The following is a 15003-nucleotide window of genomic DNA, read 5'->3' as shown; positions in this document are numbered from 1 at the left end:
GAGAATACATCTGCTCCAATGTTTCTTTTCCTTCGCAAATCGGTTATATACAAATATCAGCGCTAACAGATGAATAGTATGACACAAAACAAGTTTCTAATTGTAATAGCCGCTATGCTCATGATTACCATTACTTCCTGTAATGGTAATGTCGGATCTCCGGAATATATGCAGGCAAAAGCCCGCATACTGAATCATGTAAAGTTCTCCGGAGAAATAGTTTGGTTGAAAGCCTCGGGCAACCACGATTATGGGATTATAGGGATAAAGGTCTCATCCGCAAGTATAAATGAGTTTTATGATTCTATAAAAGGTGCCATATTCCCGTATAGACTACGGGGAGAGTACGCAGAGTTTTATGGTTATGTACCTTTTAAAGCGAAAATTGGGAATAAGATTATACTAGATTCGGATAAACGAATGATGGATATTTATGATAATGATACATTGATTATACGAACTGATGTTGAAGTTTCTTTTGAAGAAAGAAATATGAAATTTGTCAGGAAAAACTCAAAGTTTAAGGAGTAAAGGGAAAATATATCTAAGGTCAATGTCTTCCTTGTAAATAGATAATAAAAATGGACCACGCCTCAAAGAGAGTGGTCCATTTTTATTAATAGTTTCAAATAATACTGGTTGCACTTACGCCTGTAGCTTTGTCAACCTCGACAACTCATCAAATGCCGCAGTAATTCTTTTACCATTATTTTCTGCTACGATCTGGTTCTCCTGTTGATCTATCGTGTAGCCTTTGCGCGTTACATAGTTTTTAAAAGCATTCCGGTGATTCGTTTCAAAAGTGGAAATGAGTTCCGGAAAAACGGTGCTAATCCTCGCAACATCGTTGCTGTTGTTTTTATCTATGATCGCTGATTGAAAAGTAACCAGCATAATGCCCTGACCATAATCCGCCAGGTAATAGGCACTGGTATTGAACATTCCGGAAGCGATCATACCAATCAGGTGAAGGTCATTGATCTCCGCATCAAATTCACTATGTTTCAGCAGTGGAATTTCATGTGCTTCACCATGATTTTTCAGATACAGGGCTTGTTGCAGCAGGTTGGGTGGAATACTTGATTTATCATTGGCCCATGCCCATAGCCAGGTTTTCGAGGAGTGGGAAAAAGTGCCAAGTACCTGGATGGGAAAAGCAAGTTGACCGCCAAAACTGATCTCTCCTTTGCTGAGATCTGCATTCCATGCGTTATTGCCGATCACTTCGTAGAGATTGCGTTGTTTGTCTAGGCCGATACCACCATATTGTTCCAGCAGTTCCTGTTCTGTTTTTCCGTGTTCCTGGTTTGCTGATTGAAGCGGATTGTCTTTGGGGGATTCTTCCTCTTTCCCGAATAATTTCTTTAAAAAACTCATGACATTATTTTTTGGGTTACAAGCAAAAATAAGGAATAAATGAAAAGGATTGTCCAACGTATTGAAACGCAGCTTTGTATTTTTGCAATCCTGTCATGTTGCCTGTGTCCGATTTTATGGAAATGATGTATTTTAATTAGGTTCAGGAGAAATTTCAGACTATTTCTGTTATTTTACCGGAAATAGTCTCTCCTGATGCTGTAGTATTAGCCCTGATAAGTAACATAGACTATTAATATTCCACTCAAAATAATGCCCTATAGCTATGCAATTGAAGCAACTGATTGTTTGTTCCTGCGTCTGCCTATTTTTTAGTGTTGCAGTTCCTGCGTAGGTGGTTTTTAATAAACAACAAACTGGCGCGGTAGGAAGTCCTCCAACTATGTCGGATCTTAATCTGGGAGCCACGGTAGATCAGGTAGATTACCAGACGGTAACCGTTAATATTAATATACCTATTTATGAAATTAAAACCCGGGGCCTGACGATTCCTATTTCGTTGGGACACCGGCGCTGAGCAGGAGCTACTTCAATCAATAAAGAAATTTCTGAACCAGAAGTAAATTATGATAATATGAAATCACTTGAAGAGATTAGGGAGATGTTGGAATCTGAATTGAATCGATGTATTCCAATAACAAAGAAAATTGCGGGACCAATGGAGTATTTTAATGAGTATCTTGGAAATACTTCATTTTTATTAGTTGGTTTGCTAGGGGCTCATTTAAGAGAGGATAATGATAAATGGATATCGATAAGATGGATGGATGATAGTCTTATAACAGATTTCAATTTAACAGATCATAGTCTGTCCATCAAAGGAATAGCAATATGGGGTATAGAAAATGATATGGAGCAATGGACAGAACCATTTATTTTTGAAGTGGCACTCGAGAATAATGGTGCTGTAGACACGAGTAGTTATTCTTTTTTATTTGGAAAAACAGGGTATCCTGAAGTGAGTTATGACTATTTCAGGAAAGACCGCAGTATCTGGGCAAGCAATAAAGCGGCATGGCGATACGTAATATCCATTAAACCTGAAAAATCTTTTGAGAGTACGAAAGAATAGACTAATCAGTTAGTTCGTAATATTATCGTTTTCAGTAGCAGGAATTGTGTTGTCTGTTAGGATTGTAAAATATTGGTTGAGTCAGCGCGCGGTCCCTGTTAATAAAATACTATTATTGTTGTTGCCGTAAAATGGAAAAGTGCCAGGCGGTTTGCCTACCACTTTTTTGATCTCCCATCCCACCGGGCTTCCCCGATTTCTCCCTAAACTTGCGTAGTTTTGCTCCGCTTTATTATACATAACCGGCATTACTCATGGGGTACAAAAGTTTACAGGACTGCGTTAACGATCTGGAAAGAAATGGACATTTAATCCGCATAAAGCAGGAAGTGGATCCGCATCTGGAAATGGCGGCCATTCATCTGCGTGTGTATGAGCACCAGGGGCCGGCACTGTTTTTTGAAAATGTGAAGGGAAGTCCTTTCCCTGCTGTATCCAATCTTTTCGGTACCCTCGACCGTTCTAAATTCATGTTCCGCGATACGCTGGAGAAAATCAAGATACTGGTAGATATTAAAGGAGATCCGGTAAAGGCCATCAAACGTCCTTTCAGCTACCTGAATGTGGCCGCTACTGCTTTGTCGGCGTTGCCGATGAAAGTAGGAAAAAATGCGCCCATCAGTTTTGGCCGTACACGGATCAGTGAATTGCCGCAGATTCTTAACTGGCCTATGGATGGTGGCCCTTTTGTAACCATGCCACAGGTATATACCGAAGATCCGGATAAACCAGGTATCATGAATGCCAACCTGGGTATGTATCGTATCCAACTGGGAGGAAATGATTATATTCCCGATAAGGAAGCAGGCTTGCATTACCAGCTGCATCGTGGTATTGGTATTCATCAAACCAAAGCCAATGCAAAAGGCCAGCCGCTGAAGGTGAGTATTTTTGTAGGTGGTCCGCCTTCGCACCCGTTATCGGCGGTGATGCCGCTACCGGAGGGACTGTCAGAAATGACGTTCGCTGGTGCACTCGGTAACCGCCGCTTCCGTTATTTTTATGATGAGGAAGGTTTTTGTATTTCTGCAGATGCAGATTTTGTGATTACAGGAACTGTGATGCCGAATGAGAACAAGCCGGAAGGGCCTTTCGGCGATCACCTGGGTTACTACAGTCTCACGCATCCTTTTCCCCTGATGAAGGTAAACCGGGTATATCATAAAAAGAATCCCATCTGGTCGTTTACAGTAGTGGGCAGGCCGCCGCAGGAAGATACCAGTTTCGGCGCCCTCATCCATGAAATTACCGGTAATGCTATCCCGAAAGAGATACCGGGTGTACATGAAATTCATGCGGTGGATGCGGCAGGTGTACATCCTTTGTTGTTCGCCATCGGAAGTGAACGGTATACGCCTTATCTGAAGGAACGCAAGCCCCAGGAGATATTGACGATTGCAAACCATATTCTCGGCAGCAATCAGTTGAGCCTGGCCAAATACCTGTTCATTTCTGCAAAAGAAGATAATCCATCGCTGCATGTACACGATATTGCAGGATTTCTGATACATATGCTGGAGCGTGTGGATCTTACCCGTGATCTGCATTTCTATACCAACACCACCATCGATACGCTTGATTATACCGGCAGTGATCTGAATGCAGGTAGTAAAGTAGCGATTGCTGCAGCGGGTGATAAGCGCCGTGAGCTATGGCGGGAACTTCCCCCGGAATTCGGTCTGCCACGCCCTTTCACACAATTTAAACTGGTGATGCCTGGCGTATTGGCAGTGGAGGCGCCGTCTTATAGCAGTGAGCGTGATACGCTGCAACAGGTAGCCATTCTCAACGATCACCTCAAATCATCGTCTACCGAAGGTTTGCCGTTGATGGTATTGTGTGATGATGCCGGTTTTACTGCTGCGAATATCGATAATTTTGTGTGGGTGACTTTTACCCGTAGTAATCCTTCGCATGATATACACGGTATTGATAGCTTTATCTCTCATAAACATTGGGGGTGCAGAGGGCCATTGATCATTGATGCACGGATCAAGCCTCATCATGCGCCGCCATTAATCAAAGATGCGGCTACAGAGGCCAGGGTCGATGAGTTGGGCAAAAAAGGTGGCGTACTACACGGAATTATATAGTAAATAAAATAAAAAGAAAGACCAGGATATCCTGGTCTTTCTTTTTATAAGATGTTGGGTTATCTGGCAGTATCCTTCAGCCACGGTCTTCTGCCGGCTTCCAGTATCGGTAAATTAGCCTCTGTTGGTACATAAATCACTGCCTGAGGATTTTTCTCAATGTTATCGATCCAGAGCCAGTGCAGGTATGCTTCATTATTGCGCAATGATTCACCGATAATCTGGTTGGACCGGGCTACGCCATGGGCGCGGATTGTATCTGCGGCGGCCAGCATGGCGGCACTCTCCATTTTGGCACGGGCTTCTGCCACAGCTACTTCTTTTGAAGCCTGGGCATGCGCCAGCAGGGCTTCTCCTTCCATGCGCTGGGAGTATACCCTGTACTGGGGGCAGCCCCATAAACCGAGAATAACCAGGCCGGTAAACATTAACAGCACAAAAGTAGATAGCGAAATCAGTGATCTTGTATTCATATAGGAGAAGGGGTTTGGTTTCGGGATCAAAGATAGGAATTGGACTATTCACGGGAACGGCTATGCGGAAAAACATAGTAATTTCCTTTTTTGTATACTTCATCTACTTCTTCCCCGTTTATAAAAATTATATTTGTAGTGTTTTATTATTGCCATTATGATCGCATCCATATTAACCAGGCTTGAAGCATCCAGGAAGGAGTTACTGGATCTGGGCCTCAGAAATCCATTGTTGAATTACAAGTTGCCAGCCGGCAAAGGTTTACATATAGTAGAAGAACAATCTGCCGCCATTTACGAGATATTGGTGCGGGAGTGTAAAACCCTGTCGTTCCTGGGACGCCCGGAAAAAAAGCCCGAAGAAGAAACGGTGCAATACAATGAACCGGTATCGAAAGATGCGATTACTGATACCCGGTTACAAACCAATGAAAACCAGGTCACTTTACATGCCCGGCTCCTGAATACGTACTACGCCGCGAGGATGAGCATGGAAGAACAGGGGGTGAATATCCTGTATATTTCCCTGGGAATGCTGCAATGGTACGAAGTCGGCAGCGAAGAAGCCCGCTACGCACCGCTGATCATGGTACCGGTATTGCTGGACCGCTCCAGTGCGAGAGAGCGTTTCCGGATCAAATATTCGCTGGAAGAAGTAGGTACCAACATCTCGCTGCAGGCAAAAATGAAGGCCGATTTTAACCTGGATATCCCGGATCTTCCCGATGCGGAAGATTTTGATGTAAATGCTTACCTGGCGGAAGTGGCGACCGCAGTGGAGCCTATGCCGGGATGGAAAGTTGTTCCGGATACCATTGAACTCGGCTTTTTCTCTTTTGGTAAGTTTATGATCTATAATGACCTGGATGCCTCCAAATGGCAGCAGGACGATGATATGTTGACACACCCTGTGATCCAGAGCCTTTTTGGTGGCGGATTTCAGGATAATCTATCCCAGCTGTCTGATGATGTATTTATCGACAACGAAACGCCCGCGCATGAATTGTTCCAGGTAGTGGATGCCGATAGTTCCCAGATTATGGCGATGCTGTCGGTAGAGGAAGGCCGCAACCTGGTGATACAGGGCCCTCCGGGAACAGGCAAATCACAGACCATTACCAATATCATCGCAGATGCCATTGGTCGCGGTAAGAAAGTATTGTTTGTAGCAGAGAAAATGGCCGCACTTGAGGTGGTAAAACGGCGTTTGGATAATATTCAGCTGGGAGAAGCCTGCCTGGAGCTGCATAGCCATAAGGCCAATAAAAAGGAATTGCACCAGGAGCTGCGAAAAGTACTGGAGCTGGGCCGCCCATCTATCCAGAAACTACAGGAAGAAGTACTACTCTTAGAGAATTATAAAAAGGAATTAAATGACTATTGCCTGTCGGTGAACGGGGCCATTGAAAAAAGTGGTTTAACGGCCCACCAGGTGATAGGCTACCTGTTACGGTTAAACGAAGCTACTGCAGGTATTGAACTACCGCCGCTGCAGTTACCCGATATTGCCAGCTGGGATGCCCCGGCCATGAATAAGGCTACCGCAATGGCTTTGCGCATACAGGCCTGTTTGCAGGAAATCGGGGTGCCGGCTAATCTTATTTTCCGTGGTAGCCGCTTAACGGTATTACTGCCACACGAGCAAACTGCTTTTATCCAGATACTAAAAGACGCTCTGGCCGCCCAGATTGCATTACAGCAAACCGTTGCTGTTATTGCAGGAAAAATGGGTATTCCGGCTCCTCATCATATTCCTGCTGTACACGTGTTGATTGGCATCTGCGAATTGCTGGCCAGACAGCCGGATCTCCAGGAACTGGATATACTGAACAAGGCATGGCTACAGCAGAAACAGGATATTACAGAGTGGCTGGCAGCAGGCGAAGCCGCTACTGCCGTTCAGGAGCAATATCAGGAAGTATTTATTCCCGAAGCATGGGAACAGAATATGATGGAAGTACGTCAGGACTTGCTGGCACACGGTCATAAGTGGTATAAGTTTTTAATAGGGTCTTATAAACGAAGTAACCGTCAGCTGGCAGCCTTGTGTAAGCAATCATTGCCGGATGATAACGAAGAAAAATTACAGTATGTAGAGGCCATCATGGAGTTCCGGCGTCAGGATGCCCTCCTGAAAGAGCATGCAGCATTAGGACGCAGTCTGTTCGGTAGCCGCTGGCAGAAATCACATACCGACTGGGCCGCTTTGAGAGAAGGGACCACGTATCTAACGGAATTGCATACACGTATTGCGGCAGGGAACTGTCCGCCGGAAGTGGCCACCTGGCTGCATAGCCACCGCGATGCGGCAACGGCTGCAGCAGATCAGCAGCAGCTGACACAGTTGCTGGTAGATCAGCAACAGCGGGTTACAGCGGTACTGCAACGACTGGAAATGGCGCCCGGTTATTTCCCGGAGCTATTGGAGGCACAACAGGTGCAGCTGCAAACATGGGCCGACCGCTTACCGGAAATACATCACCTGATTGCCTGGAACAATATAACGGAAACGGCTATACAGGAACAACTGGGATGCCTGATCAGTGTGGTCAGAGAGTGGGAAGGAGGCGATAGATTGCTGACAACGGCGCTGCAGAAAACCTGGTATGAATACCTGGTGGAAACAGCTGTAAAATCACAACCGTCGCTGCGCAAGTTTGAACGCGCCGGTCATGAAGAAATCGTGCAACAGTTCCGTAAACTGGATGTGCTGAACTTACAGTATAACCGTGCCCGTGCCGCACTGCAACATTGGGAGCAGATGCCCCGTGCAGATGCTGGTGGACAGGTAAATATTCTCCGTACAGAATTTAACAAGAAAGCACGTCATATGCCCATCCGCAAACTTATGCAGGAAGCGGGACTGGCAATACAGGCCATTAAGCCGGTATTTATGATGAGCCCTTTATCCATCGCTAATTTCTTACCGCCTGCTACATTGGAATTTGACCTGGTGATTTTTGATGAAGCCAGTCAGGTGAAGCCGGTAGAAGCGCTGGGCGCCATTTTGCGTGGTAAGCAGTTGGTGGTAGTGGGAGATAATAAACAATTACCCCCTACCAGTTTCTTCGATTCACTCACAAAAGAAACCGATGATGAAGAAAATGTGACTGCTGATATGCAGAGCATTCTTGGCCTATGCGACGCCCAGGGTGCGCCGCAACGTATGCTGCGCTGGCATTACAGAAGCCGCCATGAATCGCTGATTACTTTATCGAATCATGAGTTTTATGAAAACAAGCTGGTGATCTTCCCTAGTCCCGGCAATAAAGAAAGAAAAGGACTGGTGTTTCATCACCTGAAAGATACCGCGTATGATCGTGGTAAAACCCGCACCAATCCAAAGGAAGCGGAGATAGTGGCTGATGCGGTGATGGAGCATGCACGAAAAAATCCGGCGCTGAGTTTGGGTGTAGTGGCGTTCAGTACTTCGCAGCGACAAGCCATCAGTGACGCCCTGGAGTTGCGCCGGCGTAAGTCGCCCGAGCTGGAATCCTTCTTCATGGCGCATCAGGATGAACCATTCTTTGTGAAAAACCTGGAAAATGTACAGGGAGATGAAAGAGATGTGATCTTTATCTCTATCGGTTACGGACGTACGGAAGAAGGCTATGTGGCCATGTCGTTCGGACCGCTGAATAATGAAGGTGGTGAGCGCAGGCTGAATGTACTGATTACACGGGCAAAGACGCGTTGCGAGGTGTTCACCAACATCACGGCGGATGACATCGATATCAACCGGACCAAAAGCTATGGTATCCAGTCGCTCAAAAACTTCCTTTACTTCGCCCAGCATGGAAAGCTGTATATGACAGCAGAAACAGGACTTCCGGCGGATAGTCCTTTCGAAGAGAATGTAGCGGCGAAGCTGGAGGCCCTGGGATATATTGTACGTAAACAGATAGGATCAAAAGGATTTTATATAGACCTGGCTATCGTAGATGCAGAAAACCCGGGTCGTTATATTTTAGGAATAGAATGTGATGGCGCCGCTTATCATTCTGCCCGTTCTGCGCGCGACCGTGATCGGTTGCGGCAACAGGTACTGGAAGCGATCGGCTGGAAAATTCACCGGGTGTGGAGTACCGACTGGTTCCGTAATCCGGAGCGGGAACTGAACCGGCTGGTAGCCGCCATTGAAAAAGCGAAAGCGGCAGCTGCCATCGACGACCAGGTAGCGGAAGATGTGATGAAGGAAGCCCCACCCGCGTTGGCCCGGGAGGCGGTTACAATCACTGAAGAAGAGGTGCCCGTGTATGAAACAGCTGTGTTGCCGGATGAAATTCGGGAGCAGGAATTTCATCTCTCTCCCATCGGAAAATTATGTAACTGGATAGAGCAGGTAGTAGTAGTGGAAAGCCCCGTGCATTTCGATGAACTGGCACGACGGATGGTAGAAGCCGCCGGGATTACCAGGGTAGGCCCGCGTATCCGCGAAATACTGCGGCATGCGGTGCGTCATTCTGATGCCAGTAAACGGATTAAAATCAAAGGCCAATTCCTCTGGGATACTTCCCTGCCTACGCCTGTTGTCCGTAATCGCAGCCATCTGCCTTCTTCTGCCCGCAAGATCAATTATATTGCTGCAGAGGAAATAGGAGTGGCGCTGGAAAAAGTAGTAAAAGATGCCGTAGCCATCCAGCGGGAAGATGCCGTGCCTTTTATCGCTAAAATGTTTGGCTACAGCCGGGTAACCGAAGAAATGAAAGAGGAAATCCTGAAAGCGATTGATATCAGTATAGAGAATAACATGGTGCAGCAGGAAGGTGAATTGCTGAAGGCATAATATCGTACAGATATTGTATCAAAACCGAACAGATATATTTTAATTATATTTGTTCGGTTTTGATTTTTAATGAACATCCAGGATGGCATGCTTTTGCTTTTCAAGTTGCAGAAGAGAGCTTTGTGAAATTGATATCAACCTAAATTATTTCCGATGTTTCGTAATTATCTCCTGATAGCCTGGCGCAACCTGTTGCGGTTTAAATATTATTCGCTGATCAACATTGCCGGGTTATCGATCGGTATGGCGGCCTGCTGGTTACTGCTCCTGTATGTGCAACGCGAAACCAGCTATGATAATTTTCTTCCACACGCCGATCGTATATACAGGGCCGTTAACCGCGCTACCTGGACTGGTGGAAACCTGAACCTGGCCACCACTTCCGCGCCTTTTGCCGCTGCGCTCAAAAAAGATTATCCGGAAATTGCGCAGACTACCCGCATAGATCCCGAAGGCGGCGCTGCGCTGAAATATGGCGAGAAGAAGCTCGAAGTGGGTGATATGCTTTTCGTTGACAGTACTTTCTTTGATGTTTTTAGTTTTCCTTTTGCAGAAGGGGACGCATTCAGTGCTTTATCGCAGCCGAACTCGCTGGTAGTGACCCGCAGCCTCGCAGAAAAGTTACTGGGCGGTGCGCGTGATGCGGTAGGAAAAACGGTACTTACGGAAGACAGCACCGTCTATTCCGTGACGGCAGTGATCGAGGATGTGCCGGCCAATTCGCATTTGTCGTTCAGCGCACTGCGTTTACTGCCTCCTCATTACAATGAAAATGGCTGGCAGGATTTTAACGTATATACCTACCTGTTATTACAGCCGGGTACGGATGCACGAACACTGGAAAACAAGCTGCCGGCGTTTTTTGAACGGTATTTAAAACCAAGGATGGGAAACGTCACCTACAAAATGGAGCTGCAATCTGTACGTGATATTCACCTGCACTCTCACCTCGACTATGAAATTTCCTCCAATGGAAATATCCTTTATATCTATATTTTTCTTTGTATAGGATTGCTCACGCTTCTGATAGCCTGCATCAATTATATGAACCTGGCTACTGCGAGGGCTGCTACCCGCGTAAAAGAAGTGGGTGTGCGCAAAAGTATGGGATCGGGCCGTGAAGATATTGCACGGATGTTCCTGACGGAATCCATGTTGCTTACCTTTTTCTCCGCATTGATAGCGATGGGCCTCGTAGCGGCGTTATTGCCCTGGTTCAATACCTTTACCGGCTCTCATATTATACTCTGGCAGTTTGGCGTGGTAAAAACGCTGGGTGTTATTGCCTTACTGGCCGTATTTACTGGTTTACTGGCGGGTATTTATCCGGCAGTGTTTATGTCCGGCTTCCGGATCATTAATTCACTGAAGGGTAAGATGGGCGGTACCAGTCATGCGGGCTTCCGTAAGGGCCTGGTGACGTTTCAGTTTATCATTGCCATTGTGTTAACAGCCAGCACCATGGTGGCTTATGACCAGTTACAATATGTGATGCGCAAAAATCTGGGCTTTAATAAAGACCAGGTGTTATCATTTCATATACCAGATCAACAAATGCGGAGCCGGATCCCGGCATTGAAAGAACAGTTGCTCCGTAATCCGCAGGTATTGTCGGTTGCATCGGCCAGCAATCCGATCGGGCGCAATGATATTGGTGGACACGGTTACTACTTTGAGGGAAAAAACGGGATGCAGAATTCTACCTATATGGCCCAGAATTATATGATAGATGCAGACTATCTGAAAACGATGGGAATTACTTTGCAAAGCGGCCGCAACTTTTCAGATACCGGTGAATCGGACCGGCTGCATGCCGTGCTGGTAAACGAAACACTGGTAAAGTCGCTGCAATGGGATCAGCCTCTCGGCAAACGGGTACAATTGATGAACAATGCAGATGGCAGCCGCGAAGAGCGTATAGTAATAGGCGTTATGAAGGACTTCCATATTTATTCCTTACAGCATAAAATAGCACCATTGGTGTTACAGATGCCTGGACAGGCGAGGGATGAGGATAATATTTATGTAAAGGTGGGAAAGACCGGTATTCCCGCTACGGTGGCATATATAGAAAACATTTTTCGCACTTTCGACCCTGCGCATGAATTCAGCTATAGTTTTGTGGATCAGAATTTCGCAAAACAATATGCCGGGGAGCAGAAGCAGGAAGTGATTTTTATGATGTTTGCGGTACTGGCCCTGTTTATTGCCAGCCTGGGACTCTTTGGCCTGGCGGCTTTCACAGCGGTACAACGGACTAAGGAAATAGGAGTACGTAAAACCCTGGGTGCTTCCACAACCAGCATTGTAAAATTGTTGTCGAGAGATTTCCTGCAATTGTTGTTAGTCGCTGCGGCATTGGCCTTCCCGCTCACCTGGTGGATCATGGATCGCTGGTTGAATCATTTTGCCTATCATGTAGGAATCAGTATCTGGGTATTTGTGCTGACAGGAGGCACCATTGTGGTAATTGCACTGGCTACGGTAAGTCTGCATGCGTTTAAAGCCGCAACGGCCAATCCTGTAAAGAGTTTAAGAGCAGAGTAATTGTTCGTTAGTAAATAGTAAAGCGGCCGTATCATATATTGATACGGCCGCTTTACTATTGGTGGTATTCCTCACTATTATTTTCCGTTTTGCGTAAACCATTTTCCCGAATCCGAAAACGAACTTATCATGGCGACTGTATTTTTGCGCCTGATTTTTCATCGCACTTAATTGACCTATATGTCTTTATTTACCAACCGGAGTATCGCATCCCTATGCCTTTTATGTATGGTTTTCTTTACTGTTACGGCATCTGCTGAAACAGAACCATTATCTGCCATTAAAGGGGTGGTTATTACTTCGGATGGCACGCCGGCCGCCTATGTAGCGGTTCAGATCAAAGAAAAAAATAAGGGAACGCTCACCAATGAAAAAGGAGAGTTTGTGTTCAAAAGAATGCTTCCCGGTCGTTATACCCTGCAGGTTATGCTGATGGGGTATAAAACATTGACACAGGAAGTGGAAGTGATAAAGGACCAGATTGTTCAGGTACAACTGCAGCTGGAAGCATCCGATAAGCAATTAAAGGAAGTAACTGTCAACGGTATGAAGAACCGTTATAAGAATGATAGTCTTTCCGGATCGCTGCGTTTGAAAACGCCTGTTCTCGAAGTACCGCAAAACATCCAGGTGATCTCCAACACCGTGATGGCAGATCAGCAGGCTTTTGACATTGTAGATGGTATTACCCGCAATGTGAGTGGCGCCAGCCGTGTAGGGCACTGGGATAACCAGTATGCACAAATCAGGATGCGCGGTTCTAAAATCCCGGCTTTCCGTAATGGTATGAACATAGAAGCCAGTTGGGGGCCCACTGCAGAAGATGCTGCCATGATTGAGCGTATTGAGTTTGTAAAAGGGCCTGCAGGATTTATGCTGGCCAATGGCGAGCCGGGTGGGTTCTATAATGTGGTGACCAAAAAGCCAACCGGTAATACGAAAGGTTCGGCTACCATCAGCATGGGAAGTTTCAGTACTTACCGGGCCGCACTGGATTTCGACGGAAAACTGAGTAAAGATGGAAAGCTGCTGTACCGCTTAAATGTGGCCGGTCAGCAGAAAGATTTCTATACCAAATACAATTACAGCAACAGGTACCTGTTTGCGCCGGTATTAAAATACCTGGTAGATGATCGTACTTCCGTTACGCTCGAATATACGTTCCAGGGATCGAAGTACCTGTCGAACGGTAACTATGCCTTCTCCAAAAAGAAATTACTGGATGAAAATATCTCCAACGATTTCTTCTACGGGGATCCTTCCCTTGAACCTGGTCAGCTGAGAGATCATAGCGTTTATCTCTATTTCGATCATAAGCTGAACGACAGGTGGGAAGCGCATGCGCAGGTAGCTTACTTCAATTTCAGCATGGTGGCCAACAGCGTATGGGCCGGCAGCATGGAAGATAACGGCGATATGAAACGTTATTTCAGTGTGGGAGATGAAGCCGGAGAGAATCGTTTTGCCCAGGCGTCCTTTTCCGGTGAAGAATATACCGGGTCTGTACGTCACCGGATATTGGGAGGCATTGATATGGGTAACAAGAAATTCTGGGGCGATTTCAGAACACTGACGCCTTATCTGCAATTGCCTAAGGGCGTGCCGTTCAACGTGTACAATCCCATTTACGGTATTGCCTTCGACTCTATCCCTAAAATAGACCGGAGCCAGAGCGTGAGAACCCGCGCCGGAGCAACTACCTACGCTACGGTAGTAAATTATACGTCTGCCTACCTGCAGGATGAACTCGGATTTTTTGATAATAAGCTGCGTTTATCCCTGGCAGCGCGTTTCACCTATGCAGAAACAGTAGGTAAAACAAAAACGGCGCAGCTGAAGGACAATGTAGTAACACCACGCGTTGGTCTGAGCTATTCTGTAGATAAAAGCACCAGTGTGTACGCATTATTTGATAAGTCTTTTGTACCGGTACCGGGAGTGGATTCCAATTTGAATGCCTTCAAACCTATTACCGGCGTGGATATTGAAGCCGGTGTTAAGAAAGAATGGTTTGGTGGCCGCCTGATGACCTCTGCTTCTGTTTATCGCATCAGACGCCAGAATGCACTGATTGCCCTGAATATTAAGGACAGTCGCGGTGCAGATGTGCAAGAGCAGCTGGGCGAAACGGAAACCAAAGGGGTGGAAATAGATGTAAATGGTGAGATCTTACCAGGACTCAATGCCACGTTGAATTACGCCTACACGGATTCCAAAATATCGAAAGAGCCGGCGAATGCAAAAACGAAAACGCTGGGTAATATTACGCCTAACACAGCAAAGCATATTACCAATGCCTGGCTGAACTACAGGCTGAATAAAGGATTGCTGAATGGATTTGGCGTGAGCGGTGGTATCCAGTGGCTGGCAGACAGGGTAGTAGGAAGCACTTCTACCACACCTAATATTCCGAATTATTTCCGTGCAGATGCCGGTTTGAATTATGCAAAAGGAAAATACAATGTTTCCCTGCTGGTGAATAACCTGCTGAACGATCAGAAGTTGCTGACAGCTGCGTCTATACCCGCTCCAGGTGGTATTTACAGCTATATTGTGGAAGCGAGACGTAATTTCAGGATGACGATCGGATACCGTTTTTAATATCTCCCGATATCATATAAAAGAAGATGCCGCCACTTTACAAAAAGGGCGGCA

At 46.1% G+C, this 15003-nt stretch carries 8 protein-coding genes; 6 read left to right on the top strand and 2 right to left on the bottom strand.

From position 1 onward, the window contains the following. Positions 1–78: 78 nt before the first annotated feature. Complete coding sequence (locus BMW79_RS27320; RefSeq protein ID WP_143059280.1) at positions 79–531, top strand: hypothetical protein; 453 nt, start codon at positions 79–81, stop codon at positions 529–531. A gap of 114 nt (positions 532–645) precedes the next feature. Here the strand turns inward: BMW79_RS27320 and BMW79_RS27315 are convergent, their stop codons facing one another. After that, complete coding sequence (locus BMW79_RS27315; RefSeq protein WP_089900717.1) at positions 646–1377, bottom strand: DUF6882 domain-containing protein; 732 nt, start codon at positions 1375–1377, stop codon at positions 646–648. A 574-nt stretch (positions 1378–1951) separates the two neighbouring features. Here BMW79_RS27315 and BMW79_RS27310 point away from each other — a divergent pair. Continuing rightward, complete coding sequence (locus tag BMW79_RS27310; RefSeq protein ID WP_089900714.1) at positions 1952–2449, top strand: hypothetical protein; 498 nt, start codon at positions 1952–1954, stop codon at positions 2447–2449. Positions 2450–2703: 254 nt separating this feature from the next. Next, entirely contained in the window at positions 2704–4542 is a 1839-nt protein-coding gene (locus tag BMW79_RS27305) for a UbiD family decarboxylase (protein ID WP_089900713.1), read from the top strand. Positions 4543–4601: 59 nt separating this feature from the next. Here BMW79_RS27305 and BMW79_RS27300 read toward each other — a convergent pair whose 3' ends face one another. Then, positions 4602–5015, bottom strand: a complete 414-nt coding sequence (locus tag BMW79_RS27300) for a hypothetical protein (RefSeq protein ID WP_089900710.1) — start codon at positions 5013–5015, stop codon at positions 4602–4604. A gap of 157 nt (positions 5016–5172) precedes the next feature. On the opposite strand from BMW79_RS27300, the gene BMW79_RS27295 reads away from it, so the two are divergent. From BMW79_RS27295 to BMW79_RS27285, 3 genes are all read left to right on the top strand, one after another. After that, on the top strand, positions 5173–9801 hold the full coding sequence (locus BMW79_RS27295; protein WP_089900706.1) for a DUF3320 domain-containing protein: 4629 nt from the start codon (positions 5173–5175) through the stop codon (positions 9799–9801). Positions 9802–9954: 153 nt separating this feature from the next. Further along, a complete protein-coding gene (locus BMW79_RS27290) occupies positions 9955–12348 on the top strand; it encodes an ABC transporter permease (RefSeq protein WP_089900702.1) in 2394 nt (797 codons plus the stop codon). Positions 12349–12528: 180 nt separating this feature from the next. After that, positions 12529–14949, top strand: a complete 2421-nt coding sequence (locus BMW79_RS27285; protein WP_218150462.1) for a TonB-dependent receptor — start codon at positions 12529–12531, stop codon at positions 14947–14949. Positions 14950–15003: the final 54 nt, after the last annotated feature.

This window comes from Chitinophaga arvensicola (genome assembly GCF_900110835.1).
Lineage (GTDB): Bacteria > Bacteroidota > Bacteroidia > Chitinophagales > Chitinophagaceae > Chitinophaga > Chitinophaga arvensicola.
Note: the sequence above shows the minus strand (reverse complement) of the source record. Positions and strands in the feature narration are given on the sequence as shown.